General features: G+C 39.6%; 25 protein-coding genes. 14 read left to right on the top strand and 11 right to left on the bottom strand.

What is annotated here, in order from left to right:
- Window positions 1–125 precede the first annotated feature (125 nt).
- Complete coding sequence (gene lepB / locus MOO44_RS03490) at window positions 126–770, top strand: signal peptidase I (protein ID WP_260117035.1); 645 nt, start codon at window positions 126–128, stop codon at window positions 768–770.
- A 37-nt stretch (window positions 771–807) separates the two neighbouring features.
- Here lepB and MOO44_RS03485 read toward each other — a convergent pair whose 3' ends face one another.
- On the bottom strand, window positions 808–1,107 hold the full coding sequence (locus tag MOO44_RS03485; protein ID WP_260117034.1) for a hypothetical protein: 300 nt from the start codon (window positions 1,105–1,107) through the stop codon (window positions 808–810).
- A gap of 19 nt (window positions 1,108–1,126) precedes the next feature.
- Window positions 1,127–1,966: a helix-turn-helix domain-containing protein gene (locus tag MOO44_RS03480; protein WP_260117033.1), complete on the bottom strand. Its 840-nt coding sequence runs from the start codon at window positions 1,964–1,966 to the stop codon at window positions 1,127–1,129.
- 299 nt (window positions 1,967–2,265) lie between these two features.
- On the opposite strand from MOO44_RS03480, the gene MOO44_RS03475 reads away from it, so the two are divergent.
- From MOO44_RS03475 to MOO44_RS03455, 5 genes are all read left to right on the top strand, one after another.
- The gene (locus MOO44_RS03475; protein WP_260117032.1) at window positions 2,266–2,682 is read left to right on the top strand and encodes a hypothetical protein; all 417 of its coding nucleotides are present in this window, start codon (window positions 2,266–2,268) and stop codon (window positions 2,680–2,682) included.
- Between the two features lie 141 nt (window positions 2,683–2,823).
- Complete coding sequence (locus tag MOO44_RS03470; RefSeq protein WP_260117031.1) at window positions 2,824–4,140, top strand: C1 family peptidase; 1,317 nt, start codon at window positions 2,824–2,826, stop codon at window positions 4,138–4,140.
- A gap of 21 nt (window positions 4,141–4,161) precedes the next feature.
- Entirely contained in the window at window positions 4,162–5,487 is a 1,326-nt protein-coding gene (locus tag MOO44_RS03465) for a C1 family peptidase (RefSeq protein ID WP_260117030.1), read from the top strand.
- Between the two features lie 88 nt (window positions 5,488–5,575).
- On the top strand, window positions 5,576–5,776 hold the full coding sequence (locus MOO44_RS03460; protein WP_260117029.1) for a DUF6440 family protein: 201 nt from the start codon (window positions 5,576–5,578) through the stop codon (window positions 5,774–5,776).
- Between the two features lie 23 nt (window positions 5,777–5,799).
- On the top strand, window positions 5,800–6,150 hold the full coding sequence (locus MOO44_RS03455) for a YisL family protein (protein WP_260117028.1): 351 nt from the start codon (window positions 5,800–5,802) through the stop codon (window positions 6,148–6,150).
- Between the two features lie 26 nt (window positions 6,151–6,176).
- Here MOO44_RS03455 and MOO44_RS03450 read toward each other — a convergent pair whose 3' ends face one another.
- Window positions 6,177–6,830 carry a hypothetical protein gene (locus tag MOO44_RS03450; RefSeq protein ID WP_260117027.1) on the bottom strand — a complete coding sequence of 218 codons (654 nt, stop codon included), beginning with the start codon at window positions 6,828–6,830 and terminating at the stop codon, window positions 6,177–6,179.
- 114 nt (window positions 6,831–6,944) lie between these two features.
- On the opposite strand from MOO44_RS03450, the gene MOO44_RS03445 reads away from it, so the two are divergent.
- From MOO44_RS03445 to cls, 3 genes are all read left to right on the top strand, one after another.
- Window positions 6,945–7,265 (top strand): toxin-antitoxin system HicB family antitoxin, encoded by a 321-nt coding sequence (locus MOO44_RS03445; protein WP_260117026.1) that lies wholly within the window; start codon window positions 6,945–6,947, stop codon window positions 7,263–7,265.
- 18 nt (window positions 7,266–7,283) lie between these two features.
- Entirely contained in the window at window positions 7,284–8,108 is an 825-nt protein-coding gene (locus MOO44_RS03440; protein ID WP_260117025.1) for an SPFH domain-containing protein, read from the top strand.
- A 111-nt stretch (window positions 8,109–8,219) separates the two neighbouring features.
- On the top strand, window positions 8,220–9,665 hold the full coding sequence (gene cls, locus MOO44_RS03435) for a cardiolipin synthase (protein WP_260117024.1): 1,446 nt from the start codon (window positions 8,220–8,222) through the stop codon (window positions 9,663–9,665).
- Window positions 9,666–9,728: 63 nt separating this feature from the next.
- On the opposite strand, the gene MOO44_RS03430 is transcribed toward cls, so the two are convergent.
- The 5 genes from MOO44_RS03430 to serC form a co-directional block, all read right to left on the bottom strand.
- Entirely contained in the window at window positions 9,729–10,535 is an 807-nt protein-coding gene (locus tag MOO44_RS03430) for a manganese catalase (RefSeq protein ID WP_260117023.1), read from the bottom strand.
- A 458-nt stretch (window positions 10,536–10,993) separates the two neighbouring features.
- Window positions 10,994–11,632, bottom strand: a complete 639-nt coding sequence (gene pyrE / locus MOO44_RS03425; RefSeq protein WP_260117022.1) for an orotate phosphoribosyltransferase — start codon at window positions 11,630–11,632, stop codon at window positions 10,994–10,996.
- Between the two features lie 5 nt (window positions 11,633–11,637).
- Window positions 11,638–12,348 (bottom strand): orotidine-5'-phosphate decarboxylase, encoded by a 711-nt coding sequence (pyrF, locus tag MOO44_RS03420; protein WP_260117021.1) that lies wholly within the window; start codon window positions 12,346–12,348, stop codon window positions 11,638–11,640.
- Between the two features lie 178 nt (window positions 12,349–12,526).
- Complete coding sequence (locus MOO44_RS03415; protein WP_260117020.1) at window positions 12,527–13,687, bottom strand: phosphoglycerate dehydrogenase; 1,161 nt, start codon at window positions 13,685–13,687, stop codon at window positions 12,527–12,529.
- A gap of 12 nt (window positions 13,688–13,699) precedes the next feature.
- Window positions 13,700–14,782, bottom strand: coding sequence for a 3-phosphoserine/phosphohydroxythreonine transaminase (serC, locus tag MOO44_RS03410; RefSeq protein WP_260117019.1), 1,083 nt, complete (start codon window positions 14,780–14,782; stop codon window positions 13,700–13,702).
- A 368-nt stretch (window positions 14,783–15,150) separates the two neighbouring features.
- Between serC and MOO44_RS03405 the strand changes: the two genes are divergently transcribed.
- The 4 genes from MOO44_RS03405 (at window position 15,151) to MOO44_RS03390 (ending at window position 19,031) form a co-directional block, all read left to right on the top strand.
- A complete protein-coding gene (locus tag MOO44_RS03405) occupies window positions 15,151–15,774 on the top strand; it encodes a histidine phosphatase family protein (RefSeq protein WP_260117018.1) in 624 nt (207 codons plus the stop codon).
- 13 nt (window positions 15,775–15,787) lie between these two features.
- Window positions 15,788–16,252 (top strand): PH domain-containing protein, encoded by a 465-nt coding sequence (locus MOO44_RS03400; RefSeq protein ID WP_260117017.1) that lies wholly within the window; start codon window positions 15,788–15,790, stop codon window positions 16,250–16,252.
- A complete protein-coding gene (locus MOO44_RS03395) occupies window positions 16,242–17,684 on the top strand; it encodes a PH domain-containing protein (protein ID WP_260117016.1) in 1,443 nt (480 codons plus the stop codon). The genes MOO44_RS03400 and MOO44_RS03395 overlap by 11 nt, the downstream gene beginning before the upstream one ends.
- Window positions 17,685–17,798: 114 nt before the next feature.
- Window positions 17,799–19,031 carry an MFS transporter gene (locus MOO44_RS03390; protein WP_260117015.1) on the top strand — a complete coding sequence of 411 codons (1,233 nt, stop codon included), beginning with the start codon at window positions 17,799–17,801 and terminating at the stop codon, window positions 19,029–19,031.
- Window positions 19,032–19,171: 140 nt separating this feature from the next.
- Here MOO44_RS03390 and MOO44_RS03385 read toward each other — a convergent pair whose 3' ends face one another.
- From MOO44_RS03385 to MOO44_RS03375, 3 genes are all read right to left on the bottom strand, one after another.
- Entirely contained in the window at window positions 19,172–20,041 is an 870-nt protein-coding gene (locus MOO44_RS03385; protein WP_260117014.1) for a GRP family sugar transporter, read from the bottom strand.
- A gap of 87 nt (window positions 20,042–20,128) precedes the next feature.
- Window positions 20,129–20,671, bottom strand: a complete 543-nt coding sequence (locus MOO44_RS03380) for a GNAT family N-acetyltransferase (RefSeq protein ID WP_260117013.1) — start codon at window positions 20,669–20,671, stop codon at window positions 20,129–20,131.
- Window positions 20,672–20,675: 4 nt separating this feature from the next.
- Window positions 20,676–21,557, bottom strand: a complete 882-nt coding sequence (locus MOO44_RS03375) for an N-acetylmuramoyl-L-alanine amidase (protein WP_260117012.1) — start codon at window positions 21,555–21,557, stop codon at window positions 20,676–20,678.
- Window positions 21,558–21,712: 155 nt separating this feature from the next.
- On the opposite strand from MOO44_RS03375, the gene MOO44_RS03370 reads away from it, so the two are divergent.
- Window positions 21,713–22,615 (top strand): metal ABC transporter solute-binding protein, Zn/Mn family, encoded by a 903-nt coding sequence (locus MOO44_RS03370; RefSeq protein ID WP_260117011.1) that lies wholly within the window; start codon window positions 21,713–21,715, stop codon window positions 22,613–22,615.
- The last annotated feature ends 1 nt before the right edge of the window (window position 22,616 follow it).

Here is a 22,616-nt window from a genome sequence, read left to right as displayed (position 1 = left end):
CATATTGTTACTGTGGATAAGTTGTGGATAACTTTGTTGATAAAAAAATGATTGATATCAGAATCTTTTGGCGTAAAATGTTATAATACTAGTAAATTTGCTTAAATTGAACAGGAGACGTTATTGTGAAATCGGAAAATAAATTCATTCAGTTTATATACGACTACGTTTTACCAGTCGTTGTGACCTTAGTAATTCTTTGGATCGTTCAAGCGTTCTTGATCACGAAGGTCCGGGTCAGTGGGTCTTCCATGGAGCCAAATTTAAAGAATAATCAGTCAATCGTGGTTTACCGGCAAGCTAAAATTAAGCACCTTAGCGTAATTGTTTTTAACGCTTCTGGTGAAGACCCACAAGCAAATGGAAATCCAGATTACTATGTTAAGCGGGTAATTGGATTACCAGGGGACAAAGTAGCATTTAAAGATGGCACCATCTATGTGAATAATAAACAAATCAAGCAAACCTTCATTAGTAAATATGAACGGACAAAGGGAACTCAAATTCCAGCCTACAAGATTACTAATTGGGATATCCATAAGTTAGCAGCTAATTGGCCTAAGAATAAGCAGGCCGTGACGGTTCCAAAGGGTGAATATTTCGTCTTAGGTGATCACCGGAGTGTTTCTAATGATAGTCGTTACTGGGGATTTGTTCCGAAGGATAAGATTATGGGTGTCGTCCACGTCTTTGAATGGCCAGCACCATTTAATGGAAATAATACGAATAAACAACAACAAGAAAACATTAATTCATTATCATATGAATAAATTAAAAGCCTTCCCATTACTTGGGAGGGCTTTTTAGTTAGATAATATTTAGCTTCATTAGAACATTTTGAATAATAGAATTAAAGTTTGCTTCTGTGAATTGACCTTGCCAAATAGGATTATCATTACTATCTAATACCCGGTATTCAGATGAGTTATCAACTGGAGATAGGGTAATTTGAACGGTGCGATTGTTATTTTGAAAATTATTAACAGCCACATTCCATGACTTATGATCGGGTTGGGCGATTGATCGAACGTCCTCAGTGGAGACTAAATCGTGATTCTCCACTGCCGTTTCAGCGTACATGCGAATGTGTTGTTTAATATTGATCATCTAAATCACGATCCTTTATTTAATCATTAACACTCTCAAATTCATTATATTCACTGAATAAATTAGCAAACTTTTGGTATTTTTCGAGTAGCTCTGTGGTTAAATTAAGTTCTTTACCTGCTTCATATGCAATCTTAAATAGGGAATCCATAAAATAGGTAGTGTGCAAGCGGTCGTTTAGACTGATTCCCTTTCTTGCAACCTTCATTGTTTTTTTAAATTGCTTAGTTAGAACATAGTAGTTAGCCAGTTGGTTACATACAAAAATAATTTGAATTGAATTATTATCATTTTCCTGATCCAATTTTAAATTATTGATAAAATTATCAGCGATGTTGAAGTAGTATTCAGCCTTATTAATTTTATCCACTTTTTTGTATGAGTCACCCTTGATCGTATATGCTAACGTAGTATATACATTCTCATCATCACTGTGGGTGCTGGCTAGGACCTTATCACATTCAAAAATCGCATCTTCAAATTTACCTTGACGGAACTTCAAAAATGCAACGATGAACTGTGCTTGAATCTGATCATTTAATTCTAGTTTTTCAGGATTTAACTTACTAACCGCCTTCTCTAGTTTAGATTCGTTTTCAGGCTTATAGTTGTATAATGATTGTTCGATGGTTTGTAACTTTGAATTTAAATCACCATCTGGACGACTGAAGTCTGAAAAGACATCATTTAAGGTTAAATCAATTCTTTGACATAGCTTAATCAAAATCTTAGTAGTTGGTGGAACGTTATGCTTTTCAATCTTACTGATGGTATTCTGTGTACAAATATCGCTCGCTAGATCGGTTTGGGTGATGTTTTTCGCCTTCCGCTGCTGAGCAATTTTACTTCCTAAAAACATATTAATTACCTCTCATTATAAAACATATTCTCTCTCAAAAAACAGTTCTAAATATTCACTAACAAAAAGTATCTATCATTCACAAATTAATATAGTATCACAAACATGAAATAAATAACATACAAAACGTTCATTTTTATAATTTTTTTTGATAATCTTTATTTAATAAAGACAATATTAGTAATTATGTTCCGTGAAAATTGTAAAAAAGCATTTAATTATAATGTATAATAGTAATCGTAGTTTAATTATAATGGTATAATTATATACGTATTAATATAGAGAAAGGATATGATTTCATGCAGATGATCGATACAATTGAAAGTGCTGTTGAATCAGTTAAAGCTGATGGTCAATACAACATTTCAGAATTAAAAATCATCCCTGAAACACCATATTGGGCAATGGTTGGACTTGTTAATGATGGCGATTGTGAAATTCAATTTCAAGTTCACAATGACCACCAAGTACGGGTTTTAATCCCACTCCAATTGGAAGACTGGGGCGTTTTTGATATCAAAGATTACCCAGAGTTATCCACTGTGGAAAACTACTTTGAAAAGTTACCTAATCACCGGATTGATGGAAGTAATTTTAAGATTTACTACTATCGTCCATACCACTGTCTCACAACTACGGTTGATTTAAATGATGTTAGTTTACCAGCCGTAATTGAAAAGATGACTAGTACTTACGATGATATCGCTAAATCATAAGCTAAATTGATGATTTAATCGGAGCTCTTACGGGGGCTCTTTTTATTATAGTTAGTTGGGCTGCTTTACTTTAACTAAAATGATAGTATGATTATAAATAAATTGTTTTTTAATGGTTTATTAATCAAGGAGGAATGGTTAATGACGAACGAAGTCAGTGCTAATGACTTAGCACGTTTTAAAACCGAATATGATCGTCAACCACAGGCAGACGTAATTGCTAGGGCGATCCAAGAAAATGGCATTAACAAAGTAGCCATTGATAATCAAGCCAAGGTCCGCTTAAATCCGACCTTTTCAATTGACTTAAAGGCCAGTAAGAACGATAAAATTACTGATCAAAAACAGGCCGGTTTTTGTTGGATGTTTGCATTAATGAACATCTTACGGCATCAATTTGTAAAGCAAAATAACGTTAGTGGGTTTGAATTATCATCAAACTTCTTATTTTTCTGGGATAAAATTGAACGGGCGAATGCATATTATGATCAAATTATCAGAACTGCTGACCAGGATACCCATGACCGTGAAGTATCAATCTACTTATCGTATCCAGATGAAGACGGTGGCGAATGGGATATGGCAGTGGCATTAGTGCAAAAGTACGGGATAATGCCAGATGCTGCATTTCCTAGAACCGCCGTTGCTAATAACACGGGTGAATTTGATCGGTTATTATCACTAAAGTTACGTCGTGATGGAGCAAAACTACGCGAATTAGTGAATGCAGATGCAAACGTTACCGAAGTTAAAGCCACCAGAAAACAAATGTTGACCGAGGTCTATCGGATTGTTGCAATGAGCATCGGGGTACCACCAAAAACATTTGATTTTGAATATCGGGATGATAAGGATAATTACCATATTGATCGTAATTTAACTCCCAAGCAATTCTATGATAAGTATTTTGGATTGGATTTGAGTGAATACGTTCCTGTATGTAATTTTCCCCACCGTGCCTACAACCAGTTGTACTATCAACCCACTGCAAGCAACGTAGTGGGGGGGCCTGATATTCACTACCTAAACCTACCAATGCCAGAATTAAAACGAATGACGTTAGCACAACTGAAAAATGGCGAACCAGTTTGGTTTGGGAATGACGTTGGAGCACAATCAATTACGAAGGCCGGGCTCTTGGATAGTCACCTCTACCGTCGTGATCGGTTATTTGACGTTAATCTTGATTTAACCAAGAAGCAACGCTTTGAATACCAAGAGGCACAGGAATCACATGCGATGACCTTTACCGGAGTGGATGTGATTGATGGCAAACCCACGAAGTGGCAAGTTGAAAATAGTTGGGGGATTAAAGTCGGTGAAGACGGCTACTTTACGATGTCCGATGACTGGATGGATAATTTTGTGTACGAAGTAATTGTTAAACGGGAGTACTTAACCGCCAAGCAACAAAAGATGCTGACTCAGACCCCTGTTGAACTGGAACCGTGGGATTAATGAACACTTGGAGGGATGATAATGACTGAATCTAAAAATGCACTAACCGCTAATGATATTGCCGATCTGGAAGCAGACTATCAAAAACAACCCCAAGCGGATGTAATTGCCCGAGCAATTCAACAAAACGGGGTTAACAATACCGCACGGGACCCTAAAGCGGTGGTTCGGACGAACCATGTTTTCTCGGTAGAAGTTAAGACCGGAGGAGTGACGAACCAACGGCAAAGCGGGCGTTGTTGGCTATTTTCACTTACTAATAACCTAAGGCACCAGTTTGCAGCAAAATACGGTGTAAAGGAATTTGAACTTTCCCAAAGTTACCTCTTTTTCTGGGATAAAATCGAACGGGCTAATATTTTCTATGATCGAATGATTAGTACTGCGAACCGACCTACAACTGACCGGACGGTTGCATTTTACTTATCAGGGCCTGGCAATGATGGTGGTCAATGGGCCATGTCAGCAGCGCTAGTTCAAAAGTACGGCGTGATGCCGCAGGCTGATTTTCCAGAAACGAATGTTACTAAGAATACCCGTGATTTAAATTCTGTATTGAATTTGAAGCTTCGGCGTGATGGGATGCAACTACGGAACCTCGTTAATGATGGGGTTAGTGATGAGGAATTGACCCAAGTGCGCCAAAAGATGTTGAGTGAAGTTTACCGGATGGTGGGTTATTCAGTCGGGGTTCCGCCAGCAAAATTTGATTTTGAATATCGGGATGATAAGGATAACTACCATCTAGACCAAGGATTGACCCCCAAGCAATTCTTTGATAAGTACTTTGATGATGATTTAGATGATTACGTAGTGCTTGCCAATTCACCTGATAAGCCTTACAACCAGTTATATAGCCTCCCTAGCCAAAATAACGTGGTCGGTGGGAAACAAATCCAATTCGTGAACCTGCCAATGGAAGTTTTAAAAACTGCTGCGATTAAACAGTTGCAGGCGGGTAAGACAGTATGGTTTGGCAACGACGTGGTGGAACAATCACAACGTAAGGATGGAATTTTAGACGCTAATCTTTACCATCGGGCTGAGTTATATAATATTGACCTATCAATGAGTAAGGCTGAACGATTGCAGTATCATCAAGCTGAAGTATCACACGCGATGGTATTGACGGGTGTCGATTTAGTTGATGATCAACCAACGAGATGGAAGGTTGAAAATAGCTGGGGAGCAGATAACGGTAAAAAGGGTTACTTCGCAATGGATGATAGTTGGATGGACGAATTTGTCTATGAAGTCGTCGTAAACAAGAAGTACCTAACTGCTGATCAACAAGCCGTTTTGGAACAGGCTCCAGTGGAACTTGCGCCTTGGGATTCATTAAGTTAATTAGATTAAACGCATAGCATCGGCAATCCGGTTGCTATGTGTTTTTTATGTTAGAATAAATGGTAGTGATAACTTGGGGGCGAATAAATTGGCAAAACGTTTTAAACTATTAGAAGAATCGTTTACGGGTGTGTCAGTGTACGTTGACCGTGAGACCGGGGTTGAATATGGTGGTTACGGTAGTTCATTGATTCCATTATTGGATGCAAATGGTTCCGTTAAAATTAACGCTAAGACAGCTGAAAAATTATTGGCTGACAAACGACGGAAAAAGAATAAAGACGAATAAATTAATTTAGTGGGGGAATTGGTATGATTCTTTGGCTGCATATTATTTTTGCTTTAATTCTAATCATTTCGACCGTAATGGCATTGTCACTAAGGAGCGGCAATCAATTCTATGTCATGATTGACCGGTTTTGCTACCTAGTATTTTTGGTTAGCGGGATTGTGTTATTTCCGCACGCGTGGGATCGAAATCCAATCCTAACGGTGGCTAAGGTCGTTGCAGCAATTATCTTAATTGGCCTTTTAGAAATGACGTTTGCGAAGCAAAAAAAGCACCAACTTAACAAGACATGGATCACGACACTAGCGGTTTTATTGATCATCGTACTTTTGTTAGGAGTGATTCTTGCTGGTGGACGACCGTTTTTCAAATAAAAAAGGCACTCGAATGAGTGTCTTTTTTAGCCCCGTTTAATAACCACAACCCCTTTATTATTAGGCATTTCATCGTTATTTAATAGGAATACATTCCCACCAAATCCGATGACGGTGATGGCGAGGTCATTTAAAATATGGTACTTAGCTTCTAATGATGCGGAGGAGTTGATGATTAATGCATCGATTCTTCCAGCAGGTGCGAGTTTAACAATGTCATCGAGTTTATCAGTGGTCATGTCAATTTGGCTTGATTCATGATAATGAACCTTAATATTTTTAATGGCAGCGTTAAAAAGTCGATGTGAACGTTGAATGTGTTTGAATTGGGTATCGATAATCAATTCAATAATCTTCATGGTATCATCCATGATAATTGCCTCGTTCACTTCGTGGTTTAATTTAAACACCTTTAAGATGGTGGGGCCGACGTAGATTGCTAAGGCCTTAGTATTGCGTGAACCCAACATTCTTGGAATCTTTAGCTTATCGAATTTCGCTTGGTATGGTGACCAATCTTTATCAGGATATTTATTATTAAATGAAGATTTAACTCGATTGCTCAAATTTTTGACAAAGTCTTGATTCCGAACATCATCTAGTGGTTCGAAAATTGAAATAAAAGGTCCTGGTTGTGATTCTAGTGTTAACATACTGCGTAATTGTAAGTTAGTAGCCATCCGATTGTCCTCCAAGTCTCATAATGATTATAATTCAGTATATCACGAATTATATTGGGTTGTAATAATAACGATTAATGCGATAATGTTACACGTGAAACATTAAAAAAAGAGGTGGGAAACATCAAATTTACAATTGATTTAGATGCGCAACTAGCTAATCAAATCAAGCAAGCAGCAGCAGTTGAGCATCGGACGGTGGATGAATACATTCAAAACGTATTGAGGAACACCGTAAAAAGTGGCACCTTGGAACAACGACAATTTGTGGGTCGAACAGTGAGTGGTGATCAGATTAGTGCCAAAAGTCGGTTAGTACTAATGCAAGGAATCTACTATCGTTATGATCTATTGAACGAATCACAACCAACTAACGCTGCAACATACGAAGTGGTGGGAACGAACGGTAATGTATTATTGTTACGCCAAAAATAATTAAGGAGGGCGCTTATAATGCCATTAGGAATCAAAATTGTTAAACAAAATTGTGAAGGATTAATCGAAACTTTGGGAAAGTACAGCCGGACGGTTCAATCAGGCTTAAATTTGTACATCCCAATTTTTCAAAAGGTGGTGACGGTCAGCCTTGCAATGAAGCCATTATCACTTAGCAAATATTCAATCATTACGAAGGATAATGCCGAAGTATCAGCAAGTGTGACCTTGAACTATCACGTTACGAACTCCGTTAAATATCAGTATGAAAATACCGACTCAGTGGAATCAATGTCACAATTAGTGCGTGGGCACCTACGTGATATTGTTGGCCGAATGGATTTAAATGAGGTCCTTGGCTCAACTGCAAAAATCAATCAGGATCTAGCTGAAGCCATTGGTGATTTGACGAATACCTATGGAATTAATGTTGATAGGATCAATATTGATGAATTAACGCCGTCAACGTCAATTCAAGAGGCGATGGACAAACAATTGACTGCCGATCGGGAACGAAGAGCCGAAATTTCTAAGGCAGAAGGGGATGCCCAATCGATTCAATTGCGGACGAAGGCTCAAAATGAAGCGTTAATTGCCACGGCAAATGCAAATGCCAAGGCGACTAAAATCAGAGCCGATGCTGAAAAGTACCGGATCGATACGTTACAATCTGGGCTGGCCAATGCAGATGAAAAGTATTTTGAAAATCAATCGATCAATGCCTTTGCAAAGCTTGCTGATTCTGATAGCAACTTAATTGTGACCCCGTTGGAACAGGCTGATCAATTTGGCCGGATGGCTAGTTTAAAGCGACTTTGGGATGCTAGTGATGCCAAGAAATGATGATAGCGGTGCGTTTATTAATTTTTTGTCTTGAATTACCCTTATTATTTACCCCTATGAGTGTATAATTAATGATACTTATGGAAATTATAGGATGGTGATTAATAAAAGATGATAACGGAAATTATTGATGTAATTATCTGGATCAATACATTCTTTGCGTTATTGACCGTTTTTAGACAAAAACGGGATATTGCTGCTACTTGGGCATGGTTATTAGTTTTGTCGTTCTTGCCGGTGGTGGGATTCATTGCCTATGCATTTTTGGGGCGGAAGTTACCTAAGAAACGATTATTCAGATTTCAAGAACAAAACGTTGCCAACATGCGAAAGGTATTAGATATGCAACTGGGGATGTTTAAAAATGCTCAGGTGATCCCTGCTGATAAGGTTGCGTATAAATCGCGTGGTTTGATTCGGCTGTTCGATAATATGGATAATGCATTTTTGACCCGTAGAAACGACGTTCAGATTTTTACAGATGGAAACCAGCTATTTGATCAAATGTTTACTGATATTAAAGCTGCCAAACAGAGTATTAACATTGAATTTTACACGTTTTATTCTGACCAAATCGGGACTCAGGTTCTTGATCAGTTAGTGGAAAAGGCTAAACAGGGCGTTTCCGTTCGGGTGATTTATGATAGCTGGGGTTCGATGGGAACGAATGCAAAGTTCTTTAAGCCGTTGGTAGAAGCAGGAGGCAATGCGGAACCATTCTTACATACCCATTCTGCAATCCTGGATTTTCGGATTAACTTTAGGGATCACCGTAAAATTGTGGTAATTGATGGGAAGGTCGGTTACGTTGGTGGTTTTAACATCGGAGATCAATACCTAGGCCGTAAGAAGAAGTTTGGGAATTGGCGTGATACACATATTCGCGTGATGGGTGCCGGAGTATTTGGTTTACAGTCACAGTTTATTCTGGATTGGAACGCAACTGATGATAAACACCAAATGGATGATGATAGTCCGGAGCACTTCCCAGTTACTGAGGTCCCTGGGACGACTGATATGCAAATCGTAACCAGTGGTCCTGATTCCGATATGGAACAAATTAAGGTGGGGTACATCAAGCTAATTCAAATGGCTGAACGAACCTGTTGGATTCAATCGCCATATTTAATTCCAGATGACAGTATGATTGACGCGCTTAGAATTGCTGCAATGTCCGGTGTAGATGTAAGAATCATGGTGCCATGTAAACCTGATCACCCATTTGTCTATCGGGCTACTCAGTATTATGCTCATCAACTAGCTGAGGATGGGGTGAAGATTTATTTTTATCAGGACGGATTTATTCATGCCAAGACGATGGTAATTGATGGTCAAGTTGGTTCAGTGGGATCGGCTAATTTAGATTACCGAAGTTTCAAATTAAATTTTGAAGTAAATGCTTTTATGTACGATGAAAAGATTTGTGAGCAATTGGAATCCATTTATAGGCAGGATATGGCTAAAAGTAAGTTAATGACGCCAGAATTATTTAGTCAACAGCCATTGTGGACTAGGTTTAAGCAACAGTTTAGCCGTTTGTTTGCCCCGATTTTATAATTAAAAATGGTTCTGGAATTAATTCCAGAACCATTTTTAATTATTTATGATGATTTTAAATGATTAACCTTGGTTATTTTTGAAGCGTGGATCAGCTGGCTTAGTCTTTGGAACCCCACCCATTGCTTCTGGGTTTTCTTGGTATTCAAACTTGTGGCCATCCTTTGCGACCTTACCTTCAAATTCACGTGAACCTTCGCCATCGGAGAAGTTCATAATCGTGTGGGCAAATTGGGAATGTTCGATGTCACCCATGTCACCAGGAACGATGACGCCATACTTATCTTCCAGTTCCTTTTGGGCTTCCATGAATTGCAATTGGTGTTGCGTTTCACGAGCTAATAAGAACTTGAGCATATCACGAACCCCTTCATCTTTGGTCATGTAGTAAAGCCGACTAACTTGAAGGCGGGCTTCTGATTCACGAACAACGTTGAAGCGCATGTCAGCAACGAGATTGCCACTGGAAGTAACGTAACCAGCGTTCCAGGCAGCCCCATTTGGATTATTAAGACTAGCGGTCATTCCATGAACAAGTCCGTGTTCTGGATCCATACCGCTCATCATTGCAGCTAATGAAGGATCATTCTTTAATTCTGCTTCAGAAGCATGGATTGGGGCCCCTTCTAATAGGTAGCCAATCATCGTTGAAATCATTTCAACGTGACCGATTTCTTCAGTCCCGGTATCGAGAAGTAAATCTTTATATTTTTCATCTCCAGTTGATGACCATCCTTGGGAAAGGTATGACATCATTCCAGTCGTTTCTCCCCATTGACCACCAAGCGCTTCTTGTAGTCGACGCGCCATTAATGGATCTGGACGATCCGGCTTAGCGTTGTATTGCAATTTTCGAGTGTGTCTGAACATAAAGATTCCTTCTTTCCTTAAATTTAATTAATCGCATACAATTGATTAGCATACAATCAATTTGTATACGACATAATATATCATGCTAGCATTGAAAAGTCTATAACCGGGATGCATTAATTTTGATTATCGATAATCATTGCCAATTAAAAAAGCATTGAATCGTTGGTTTATCAACGGTTCAATGCTTTTTAGATAATATTAAATTTATATTAAGCCCGCTAGTAATGAATGAAAATGGATTCTCATTCGGATTCTAACCGGGGCTGAGTTAAACAATTAAGCTATCTTTGCTTATGCGAGGCGCAATCACAATGTCTCGTATTGGCATTAAAGGCCTGTTGTTTATTCTTAGCTTCTGACTTAGTCATGTTAGTCTTACTCATAATCAAGCCTCCCTTGAGTTTTTGATTATTAATCATATTCAAAAACTGGAACTAATTCAAGTAAAAGAGATTTTATTTACCCCAACTCCATGGATTTTCCCGCCATTGAACCAAGGATTCGTGATCTTCTGGAGTGATTAATTCCTCATCCTTAGCCTGGGTAATTAAGCTAGAGTAGTTAGTAAGGGTGGTTAACGGAATCTTGGCGTTACCAAAATTTTTGGTGCTATCAGCTAATTCGTAGGTAAAAATGGCCGCAACACCGATTACCTTGGCAGCTGCTTCCTTATCAACAGCCTTAGCAGCATCCAATACGCTTCCGCCGGTGGAAATTAAATCGTCAATTAAAACCACCTTAGCGTCATTAGGGAGATGGCCCTCAATCTGGCGGCCTTGACCATGGTCCTTTGGCTTAGAACGCACATAGACCATTGGCAGGTTGAGCCGATCCGCAACTAATGCAGCGTGGGGAATTCCCGCGGTGGCAACACCACCAATAACGGTCGCTTCTGGATATGCAACTTTAATCATGTTAGCAAGTCCATCGGCAATTTGGGTCCTTAGGGCTGGATAACCGATGGTTAATCGATTATCAGTGTAGATGGGGGACTTAATTCCACTGGCCCAGGTAAATGGCTGCTTAGGTGATAGGGTGACCGCGTTGATTCTAAGAAGTCCCGATGCAATTTGTTTTTCAATTTTGAGTGCCATATTTATTATCCTTCCCATTCTTGTTTAACGATTTGATATGCTGCTTGTGGGTCGACTGCTTTAGTGATGGCGCGACCAACCACAATGCCATTGCTGCCCAGCTCACGAGCTTGAGCAGGCGTGGTAATTCTTTTTTGATCATCAGCGTGATTATTTTTTAACCTGATGCCCGGATTTATACATAAAAAGTCATTCCCTACGGCATCGTGAATGAATGGCGTTTCTAAAGCTGATGAAATGGTCCCATCGGCACCATTATCGACAGCTAACCGGGCAAGGTGGATGACCGATTCTTTAAGACTAGCCGAAACCAATTGTTCTGATTGCATCTGTGATTCAGAGGTTGAAGTTAACTGAGTGACTGCAAGCAGTTTAGCAGGCAAGCCACCAATTGCTTGACTACCCTTGATCAACCCGCGTTTGGCAGCCTGAATCATTTCAGCACCACCAGCAGCATGGATGGTGGTCATTTGAATATCGAGCCGGCCTAGTTGTTCCATCGCTTGTTCTACCGTGTGTGGAATATCATAAAGTTTTAAATCTAAAAAGACATTGATCCCCATTTGACGTAATTTACTGATGATTGCAGGTTCAGCGGAGTAAAATAATTCCATTCCGACTTTAACGAACAATCCCTCAGGATGGGCAAAGCGATTAAGAAAGTCAAAACAGACTTTTTGATTCTCAAAATCCAGAGCAATAATAATTGGTTTCATCAAATTCACCTTTCTATCAAAAAAGCCAGTTAGTCGATAGGACTAGCTGGCTTGAAACCACCCCATTAAGCGGAATGGTAGTGATGAAGATGCACCGTCAATTGCTAGCCTCACAGGACTAATTTAAAATGCTTTTATTTACATGTATTCTACATTCAATTAACGGATTAAGCAAGGGTTATTTTTGATTCTTGATTACCCGAACGCGAATAATGGAATTAATTTGGGTTAATGCATCCACTAAATCTTCAGTGGGTTCTTCATCCAAATCAATAATCGTGTAGGCAATTTTATCCTTAGCAGCATTGCTCATCCCTTCGATGTTTAAATCATTATTAGCTAACTTAGTAGCAATTTGACCCACCATGTTTGGGATGTTTTGGTGAATTAACGTTAAGCGGAAGGGGGTATTGAACGGTACGTTTAAGTCCGGTAGATTTAATGCTCCCTTAACGTTACCCGTCTCTAGGTACTTCATGATGATGTTAGCACCACGAATTGAACCGTTGGCTTCGGCTTCCTCAGTTGATCCACCAATATGGGGCGTAACAACGACATCTTCACGGTTAAAGAGGACGTCTTCACCAAAGTCAGTGATGTATGAAGCCACGTGCTTAGCATCCAATGCGTTAACGGCAGCCTGATTATCAACGATGCCTAGTCGAGAGTAGTTTAAAAGGTGGACTCCATCCTTCATGGCCTTAATTTCTTCAGCGCCAATTAAACCGGTGGTTTCAGCTGTCTTTGGGACGTGGACGGTCACAAAGTCGGCATCTTTAATTGCTGCTTTCATTGAATCTGCTCTTTCGATTTGATTCGAAATGTGCCAAGCGGCATCTGATGATAAGAAGGGGTCAAAACCAACGACTTTCATTCCTAATTCGCGGGCGGCATTGGCAACTAATGAACCGACATGCCCTAAACCAATTACCGCTAGTTTTTTACCAAGGAGTTCGGTGCCCTTGAAACGATCATCAGTTTTTTTCATTAATGAAATGTCAGCGTGGATGTGTTGGGCAGAGAAATTAGTGACCGCAAACATGTGGCGTGCGGATGCCACTAACATCGCAATTACTAATTCCTTAACGGCATTGGCGTTACTACCAGGGGTGTTGAAGGCAGCAATTCCGGCTTCGGTTACCCGATCCAATGGGATGTTGTTAAAACCGGCTCCGGCTCTAGCGATGACCTTTAGTTGCTTTGGAAAGTCAGCCTCGTGTAAATCAACTGAACGGATTAAGTATGCATCTGCATCGTCAGTTTTATTTACTTGGTATTGATTTGATAAGTGGTCGATTCCAGCTGGTGAAATCGCGTTATAGGTTTTTACATTGTACATTTTAATTTCCTCCTAGTGGGTTTGTTCAAATTGGTGTAGGCAATCAACTAATGCTTTGGCACCTTCGATTGGCATTGCATTGTAAAGGCTAGCTCTGAGTCCACCGACACTCCGGTGCCCCTTGACGCTCATTAACCCGTTTTGGGTAGCAAATTCAACGAATTGAGCGTCTAAATCATCACTGCCGGTGGAAAACGTGATGTTAGTTAACGAACGTTCTGCCTTGGCAACGTGATTTTTAAACATTTTAGATTCATCGAGGTAGTCGTATAGGACCGCTGCCTTCTTGCGGTTTATTTTTTCCATTTCATCAACCCCACCGAGGTCCTTAAGCCACTTGGTAACTAGACCGGCAACGTAGATTGGAAATACTGGTGGGGTGTTGAACATCGAATCTTTTTTAACGTATGGTTCGTAATTTAACATTTTGGGAGTATGGGCTGCAGGATGGATTAGGTCCTTCCTAACGATGACGATTGTTAAGCCAGCTGGAGCAAGATTCTTTTGGGCTCCAGCAAAGATTAATCCGAAGTCATTGACGTTGTAACGTTCAGCCATAAAATTAGATGACATATCACCCACCAGGGTAATGTCATTATGCTCCGGTAGAATATCACGATGATACGTAGTCCCTTCAATCGTGTTATTAAGGGTAGCGTATAGGTAATCATATTGATCACCAGACAGTTTTTGATCAGGATATGGGAGTGATTGGTACTTATTGGCTTTGGTGTTGCCAACGATATCAACAGTGTATCCTAAACGATTAGCCTCATCAGCAGCGCCCGATGCCCAGTGACCACTATCCAATAGCGCAATTTTACGATGATGATTAGCTAGGTTAAGTGGAACGGCAGCAAATTGACCAGTACCGCCCCCTTGGCAGAAGAGGACTTCGTAGTTATCTGGAATCTGTAGAAGCTCCTTTAGATCCTGCTTCGTGGTATCCAGGATATCTTCGAACCGTTTTGTTCGGTGTGAGATTTCTAAGATACTCATTCCACTCCCTTGAAGCGATGGAAGTTCTTTTTGAATTTGTTCCATGACTGGCTTTGGTAAAACCGCTGGACCAGCTGAAAAATTATAAACTGTCATAATGATGATCCCCTTATGTGGATTTTTTATAAAAAAGGTAGAAACAAAAAGCCCCCGCAGTAGTGCACTGCGAGGGCTTTTCAGGGTATAATTCCCGGCCTCGCAGCGATGTTAAGACATCTATGCAAGACCAGACTAAATTGTCATTTTAAATAGGCCTACATAAATGTCACTGTAGACCGAGAGGAACTCTTTGAGCTAACGATATTAAATTTATTCAAATTATAAATTATAATTTTCATTAGAAATCCTCCCCTTCTTTATAATTTTAATTTAACACAGCTCTTTTGAAAATGCAATTAAAAATTAGAATGTTTTGTTGGAAAGAATGTGAGATAATTAATAAAAATATTACTGGAGGAATTCCTATGACTGATTTTTACTTTGTTCGTCATGGCCAAACGGCTGCCAATGCCGCTGGCTTAAAGCAGGGGTGTATTAATACCCCGATTACCTATCTTTCAGAGAAGGGGAAACAACAGGCCCAAACGCTTCACGATCATTTTGATATTTCATTTGCTGATCGTATCATTGCGAGTCCGTTGAAACGGACCCAAGATACCGCTGCTTACTTAAACCAAACTGCTCAGTTACCCATTAGTTTAGATAAACGGATTCTAGAAATTTCATATGGCAATTGGGACGGCAAGCAAAATGCGGATTTACAAAGGGCTCACCCCGAGGTATTTGATCCAGTGTTGAACGACGTATTACCTTCCTATTCAGTGTTAGCACATGGTGAAACGTTCGATGCTGTAATTGAACGGGTTGCTGAATTTATGCAGGATGTTGCTGGTCAATCACCAGCTCAAAAAATCATTGTGGTAACCCACGGCTTTACCATTAAAGCGGCAGTGTTGGCTGCAATGGGGAATCCACCCGACGTGATGGTGATTCAAGAACCTGATAATACGACCGTGACTAAGATTACACTTGCTAACAATAATTATTATGTAAAATACTTTAACCGTAGCGCTGATGCTAATTTTTAGGAGGATTTAAACCATGCAAAGGTTACCCAAACGCGTAAAAACCGTCTGGTTATTTAGTGCGCTTGGCGGTGCATTATTTTGGATAGCGATCCTAATCGGGTATCGAATTGCCCAAATCTTTTGGAGCTGGTTACCAATTTGGGGGCTGTTGATCGTCTTGATCATCGGCTTAATTGTAACTTTTTCTGAAATTGCGTTGATTCCGTACCGCTATCGCTTCTATCATTTCGCGGTAAATGAAACCGACGTTGAAATTCAAAAGGGGTTCTTTTTTAGGAAGCATATCTCAATTCCGATTGCCCGGGTGCAAAATGTGGACTTAAACCAGGGCCCATTTTTGATTACTCAGCATCTCTATGAGGTTAAGATTGCAACTGGTGGTTCAAATCATTCGATTGATGCATTAACGAAGGAGCATGCTACGGAATTGAAGAATCGCGTGATGCAACTAGCGTTGGAGGCCAAAAATGCGCAATAAACACCAACATCCATTAGCACTAGTTTCAATGTTTTTCGAATCATTCAAATTTTTATTTTACCTGTTGCTAGCGGTGGCTTTTTTAAAGCTGGAGTTATTAATTGAGATTGGCATCTTTTTATTAGGGTTATTTATCGTTTTGGACATTTTACGCTATGCAATGTTTACTTACTCAATTTTGCCAAATGAATTAGTCATCAAAGAAGGGGTAATCTTTAGAAAAGAGCATCATATTCCATATGAACGAATTCAAACGATTCAAAACCGGCAGTGGTTCTATTTACGCCCGTTTGGGATTGAAGAATTAGTCATTAACAATGCTGGAACCTCCCACGATGACAGTGAAATTAGCTTACATGCGGTCAGCACCAAAATTGCACCGATTTTAGAGCAACACCACGAAGCAGCAACAAATTCAGGGCAACCAAAAACTGCGATGAAGCAAAGCCCAGCCATTGAAAACGAATCAAAAGCTTCAAATAATGATCAATATCGGATTAAAGGCACTGATATGTTTATCTTTGGGTTAACGAATCTACGGGTAATGGCTGAAGTTCTGGTTATCATTTCATTTTTAGACCGACTACACGTTAATTTTGATAGCTTTTTTAGTATCTTTGCCAACTTGGCCAATAGCATTTATTTAATCGTTTCGTCCATTATTTCTGCGGTAATTTTATTAGCGGTGGCTAGCATGGTGGAGACACTGGTTCGTTACTATGGGTTTACGTTGACGAAGCAAGGGGAGCACTTAGTAATTGAAAAGGGGTTATTCCAGACAAAACGAATTAACGTTCCGATTAATAAAATTCAAGCAGTAGAGTTCAAACAAAATGCATTGCGGCAACTATTTCACCTAGTGACAATTCGCATTCACCTAATTACTGGGGTAAGTAGTGATGATGATAAGGAAGTGGTAACGGTAATGCCGGTCATTAATGAACAGCTGGCATATAAGATGATCAACCGCTTTATCGGGATGGTCCCCGTTGAACCAATTCAATTTACAGCTGGTGATAATCGCAGTAAGTGGTTATTTAGTCGTAATAATTTGTTGTGGACCGTTATTTTAGGAGCTGCAATCAGCACGTTCTTTAGGCCATGGTGGCTATATGCTATTTTGATAGTCATTGCGGCGATTAATATCTGCATGGGGATTTACCGTGGCAAGCAAACGGCGGTAAGGCAAATTAACGCTAGTCAGCTTGCATTACGCACCACTAAAATGTTTACCAGAACGGTCGATATTGTTAACTGGCACCAAATCCAAAGTATGACCGTCAATCAATCACTTTTTATGACGCATAGTAAAAGAGCCCATTTGCAGTTAGCGGTGCGAAGCGGGTTTTCTGCAACTAATATGACCTGCAGATACTTACCACAAGCGACGGTTGAACCGATCTTTAATTGGTACCATCATTTTAATTTATAATTTAAGATTGCAATTTGAAAATTTCTGTGTAATGATAGATAAGAATTTAATATCTCGCAGAAAGCCGAGAAATAAAGAGTGCCAGCGAGCACTCATTTGGAGGATTAATTGAATATGGAAATACTTAAAGATGAATCTCGTTCATTAACGACGAATCAGAAATTGACGCTTGCGTCCAGTACGGCTGGGTTTGGATTAGAGAACATGGATGTTATGTTCCTGTCCTTTGCTTTGACATCGATTATCGCTGACTTGCATATCAGTGCCGGTGCCGCTGGATTTATATCGTCAGTTACTAATTTGGGCATGTTATTGGGCGGGATTCTTTTCGGAATTCTGGCGGATAAATATGGACGCGTCAAGATTTTTTCCCATACCATTTTGATTTTTGCAATTGCGACTGCAGCAATGTATTTTGCTAATAATATTTACTTGGTGTTCTTATTCCGGTTTATTGCTGGAATTGGTGCTGGTGGTGAATATGGTGCTGGAGTGACATTAATTGCTGAAAACTTTAGACACGGTAAGATTGCTAAGTGGACTTCGATTGCTGCAATCGGGGGCCAAATTGGTGCCATCATTGCAGCGTTAGTTGCTGCATGGGTATTGCCTAACTTGGGGTGGCACGCCTTGTTCCTAGTCGGATTGGTGCCAATTGTGTTTGCCTACTTTGTTCGGAAGAACTTGAAGGAAAGCCCTGAATTTGAATCGGAAATGCAGGCCACTGATGACCAACCGAAGGTTTCAATTAAAGCATTATTTGCCACCCCACGGTTGGCATATCAAACGCTTGCGTTAATCGTAATGGTAATCGTTCAAATCTCTGGATACTTCGGATTGATGAACTGGTTACCTTCGATCATGCAAAAACAACTCGGCTTGAGCGTTTCCGGTTCATCGACTTGGATGATCGTCACGATTATCGGAATAAGTCTTGGGATGCTTACGTTCGGGACGATTATGGACTTCTTTGGTCCCCGGCGGGCATTTGGCATTTTTCTACTGGTTGCTGCAATTTCAGTTTATGCGATTATTTTCGCATTTAATGCCTGGACGTTGCTGCTAGCAAGTACTGTGGTTGGCTTCTTCTCAAATGGAATGTATGGTGGTTACGGAGCCATTATTAGCCGGCTTTACCCCACCCAAATTAGAGCAACTGCTAATAACATGATCATGAGTGTTGGTCGGGCCATCGGGGGCTTTTCACCAATGGTAATTGGGATTATGATGGAGCATTATTCACTGACGGTAGTTATGGCGAGCCTATCGGTGCTCTACCTAATTAGTTTTGTTACGATGCTATCGATTCCAGCACTTAGGAAATTTCATGAAGATATTGTTAAATAGTTAAACTTTAAAATGATTGCGCGACGGTTACGTCTAGCAATCATTTTTTTGTGATATTTTAATGGAAATTGCAAAAATTATTTACAAATAAAAAACGATATGTCATTTGACATATCGTTTTTGTAGTTTAAGCTGATTGATTAATCTAACCTACTAATCATGAACGCACTTCCGATTACCAAGATTAATCCAATAATCGTAAGAATTAGTTCTCTTTGGTTCTTTTTTTCTTTTAGGACGATGATTCCACCCAATGTGGAAATGATAACGTTTAATTGAGTAAGTGGAAATGCAGTGGCAACTCCATTTAGCTTCAATGATGATAAGTATGCAAGGACCCCGAAACCACCGGTAATCCCAATTGAAATACTCTTCAACGCAGGTTTGGTGAAGAACAGTGGTTGATGATCACGTCTTTGTAAGATCAAACCGATAACGACTCCCCCAAAGAACATTCCAAGGGTTTGTGGGAATAAACTGGATAACCCAGATGCATTGGGCACCCGTGGAAATACAGAACAAGCGGTGTAACCCAGTGAACCTACGATCAAGAGCATTAATCCGCTCTTGTAGTTCATCTTAGGGCGTTCAACACTACTATCTTGAATACTAGTAAATGTAATTCCAATAATTAATACTAAGATACTAATGAATCCAATTAATTTAGATGAAACGGAACCCCATTCTCCCCAAACGATCACTCCAATTAGTGGAATTTCAACTAATTGCAGTCCGGTCGAAATAGGCATCGCAGTGGAAACGTTCATTTTCGTAAATGCATCGAATTGCATCAATTGTGCAATTGACCAAAGTGCTCCCCCAGCAAAACACCAAATGAAACCACTTAGCGTTAATGTGGGTCTAAAGATAATATAAAGCACTAAACCAACGATAATTTGACCATAAACGGTCCCCATTAGCTGATCAACTGGTCGACCACCAGCCTTAGTGGCGATGATTGGTCCAATTCCCCACAAAAGCGCTGGCAATAGTCCAACTAAAATTGCCATTATAAACCCTTCCTTATATAAAATTTAATCTAGTCACCCCTTAATTATATATTATTTGGAAGCCATTAGTAAATTAATTCCAATTTTTTAATCAAAAAGTCTGATAAAAGTGTCCGCATCATGATATTGACCATTAGAAAAGATGTGATCTTTAAGGACCGCTTCGTGTGTAAAACCAAGGCGTTGCGGAATTGAACGGCTTGCAATATTATCCACATCTGCAACTACCGTGATTTTATGGAGTTGTAATTCGGGTTGGATATTAATGATCATTTGTTTTAGCGCGTTGGTCATAATGCCCTTGCCCTGTGATGAACTAGCTAACCAATATCCCACCTCAGCGGAATGACTATCAAAATTAACGTTGTGTAGATCAATCATTCCAACTGGTTGGCGATTATCAGTAATCACAAATAAAAATAATTTCCGATCGGCGAATTGGTGACGGGCAAATTCAATAAAATTAAGTTCATCTTGGACGCTATTCATTGCATCGGCCCATGGTAAATAACGCGCTAGTGATTCACGATCTTGATCGATAACGGTGTAAAGCGGTTCCGCGAACCGCGCTTCTGGCATTACTAGTTTAATTTCAGAATCATTTAATTTAAATGTACATAGACTTAACATATTATCACTCCGCATCAAAGTATTGATTCATTGATTTAACAACATCCTGCGCCACCTGGTTTCGATAACTGGCATTGCGAATATACTGTAAATCCCGGGTATTATCCATAAAGCCCATTTCAATCAACACTGCTGGTTGGGTGTTATTTCTTAATACCAGGTAGTTACCAAAGCTTACGCCCCGGTTAGTTAATGGTAGGTTTGCAAAATTATTATTTAGAATTTCTGCAAAAATATCAGCATTGCGATGGTACTTAAAAACTTCGAAACCAGTGGCATCGTTAGCAACATTGGAAGAATTATAATGGAAGCTCATGAATAGATTTGCTTTGGTATGATTTGATAAATTAGCCCGATCTTGTAAACCAACGGTTTTGTCACTGGTTCTGCTCATGATCACCCGTGCAAAAGTCGGTTTGAGTAAATCACGCACCCGCAAAGCTAGCGGTAGGGTATATGTTTTTTCTTCATTATTAGCGCCACTACCGAAGTGGGAAAGGGTCCCGGTATCTTGACCACCATGGCCAGGATCCAATACGATCGTTGCTTCTGAAATCTTATCAGCTGTTTTAGCATTATATTTTGGTTGGTCGATTAACCATGATGCAATCCATCCGGTATGACCATTAGCTTTCACGTACCACCATTCAGTGGATTCATTTTTCTTAATGACTTTTAAACGGGTCCCGGTATTGATTCGACTGACTAACTTGGCAGATAATTGTGGACTCGACCTTAAATTAACTGAATGAGCAGTCACTAGTGGACGTGCAAAATAAAGGCCCAGTTCAATTACGATAATTCCAACGATACAAGCAGTAATAATCAAGCGAACCATCCAAACTCCGGGGGAAGCGGATAAAAAAGAATTGATTTTTTTATTCATAATCTTTGCCACCCTTGCATTTTTCAAGTAGAATAATGATGATTGGTTATATTAGATAATTTTAACCTATGCTAAGATTATCTAGCAAATCAGATTTTAAATCAATTTTTATTGCTTTTGGGGGTAATACAAATTGAAGGAGTGGACATTTTATAATGTTTAGATTTGTGAAACAATCAGTAATGGGGCTACTATTAGTCCTAAGTATGGTATTCGTGTTAGTTGGTTGCAGTAGCTCTAAAAAGGGCGAAAGTAGTAAGGGAATTCACGTGGTGAGTTCTGTTGATTTTTATGGTGATGCAGCACGGGCGGTCTTAGGAGACCACGGGACGGTTACATCGATTATTAATAAGTCGACGATTGATCCACATGATTTTCAACCAACTGCGCAAACTGCAAAGCAAGTATCAGGTGCTGACTTTGTCATTTATAATGGATTGGGTTATGATTCATGGATGAAGAAGTTGACCAGCAATGGATCAGATAATTTAAAATCCATTAATGTTGGTAGCTTGATGGGTAAGCAAACCGGTGACAATCCACATATCTGGTACAATAGCAAGACGATGCCTAAGTTAGCCAATGAATTAGCAGCTCAGTTTGGTAAAAAAGAACCAAAATACAAAGCCGAGTTCAAAAAGAACGCAGCTAAGTACATTCGGTCCTTGGATTCAAACATGAAGTTAGTTGACCAAATTAAGGCTAATAATACTAAGAATAAGAACGTTGGGGTTAGTGAACCCGTCTTTGATTACTCATTACAAGAAATGGGTTACAAGGTTGCTGACAATGGCTATGCTAAGTCAGTTGAAAAGGGAACCGATCCTTCACCTTCCGATATCAAGGAAATTCAAAATGATATTAAAAATAAGAAGATTGCGTTCTTCGTTGATAATAGCCAAGCCAGTGATAAAGTTGTCCAAAACCTAGTTAAGATGGCCCATCAATACAAAGTCCCAGTGCTAAAGGTTACTGAGACGATGCCTGATGGAATGGACTATAAAGACTGGATGGCATCTCAATATAAACAATTATTGGCGATTCAAAAGGAGAAATAAA

The sequence above is a fragment of the Nicoliella spurrieriana genome (genome assembly GCF_023380205.1).
GTDB classification, from domain to species: domain Bacteria; phylum Bacillota; class Bacilli; order Lactobacillales; family Lactobacillaceae; genus Nicoliella; species Nicoliella spurrieriana.
This window is presented reverse-complemented; position numbering and strand designations above follow the sequence as displayed.

Coding starts and splice junctions, on each gene's coding strand:
- MOO44_RS03380 (WP_260117013.1), bottom strand. CDS start 20,671: ATGTTAAGTCTATGTACATTTAAATTAAATGATTCTGAAATTAAACTA.
- MOO44_RS03440 (WP_260117025.1), top strand. CDS start 7,284: ATGCCATTAGGAATCAAAATTGTTAAACAAAATTGTGAAGGATTAATC.
- MOO44_RS03390 (WP_260117015.1), top strand. CDS start 17,799: ATGGAAATACTTAAAGATGAATCTCGTTCATTAACGACGAATCAGAAA.
- pyrF (WP_260117021.1), bottom strand. CDS start 12,348: ATGAAACCAATTATTATTGCTCTGGATTTTGAGAATCAAAAAGTCTGT.
- MOO44_RS03430 (WP_260117023.1), bottom strand. CDS start 10,535: ATGTTCAGACACACTCGAAAATTGCAATACAACGCTAAGCCGGATCGT.
- MOO44_RS03485 (WP_260117034.1), bottom strand. CDS start 1,107: ATGATCAATATTAAACAACACATTCGCATGTACGCTGAAACGGCAGTG.
- MOO44_RS03395 (WP_260117016.1), top strand. CDS start 16,242: ATGCGCAATAAACACCAACATCCATTAGCACTAGTTTCAATGTTTTTC.
- MOO44_RS03370 (WP_260117011.1), top strand. CDS start 21,713: ATGTTTAGATTTGTGAAACAATCAGTAATGGGGCTACTATTAGTCCTA.
- MOO44_RS03375 (WP_260117012.1), bottom strand. CDS start 21,557: ATGAATAAAAAAATCAATTCTTTTTTATCCGCTTCCCCCGGAGTTTGG.
- MOO44_RS03415 (WP_260117020.1), bottom strand. CDS start 13,687: ATGTACAATGTAAAAACCTATAACGCGATTTCACCAGCTGGAATCGAC.
- pyrE (WP_260117022.1), bottom strand. CDS start 11,632: ATGGCACTCAAAATTGAAAAACAAATTGCATCGGGACTTCTTAGAATC.
- MOO44_RS03465 (WP_260117030.1), top strand. CDS start 4,162: ATGACTGAATCTAAAAATGCACTAACCGCTAATGATATTGCCGATCTG.
- MOO44_RS03405 (WP_260117018.1), top strand. CDS start 15,151: ATGACTGATTTTTACTTTGTTCGTCATGGCCAAACGGCTGCCAATGCC.
- MOO44_RS03475 (WP_260117032.1), top strand. CDS start 2,266: ATGCAGATGATCGATACAATTGAAAGTGCTGTTGAATCAGTTAAAGCT.
- cls (WP_260117024.1), top strand. CDS start 8,220: ATGATAACGGAAATTATTGATGTAATTATCTGGATCAATACATTCTTT.
- serC (WP_260117019.1), bottom strand. CDS start 14,782: ATGACAGTTTATAATTTTTCAGCTGGTCCAGCGGTTTTACCAAAGCCA.
- MOO44_RS03480 (WP_260117033.1), bottom strand. CDS start 1,966: ATGTTTTTAGGAAGTAAAATTGCTCAGCAGCGGAAGGCGAAAAACATC.
- MOO44_RS03470 (WP_260117031.1), top strand. CDS start 2,824: ATGACGAACGAAGTCAGTGCTAATGACTTAGCACGTTTTAAAACCGAA.
- MOO44_RS03455 (WP_260117028.1), top strand. CDS start 5,800: ATGATTCTTTGGCTGCATATTATTTTTGCTTTAATTCTAATCATTTCG.
- MOO44_RS03400 (WP_260117017.1), top strand. CDS start 15,788: ATGCAAAGGTTACCCAAACGCGTAAAAACCGTCTGGTTATTTAGTGCG.
- MOO44_RS03450 (WP_260117027.1), bottom strand. CDS start 6,830: ATGGCTACTAACTTACAATTACGCAGTATGTTAACACTAGAATCACAA.
- MOO44_RS03385 (WP_260117014.1), bottom strand. CDS start 20,041: ATGGCAATTTTAGTTGGACTATTGCCAGCGCTTTTGTGGGGAATTGGA.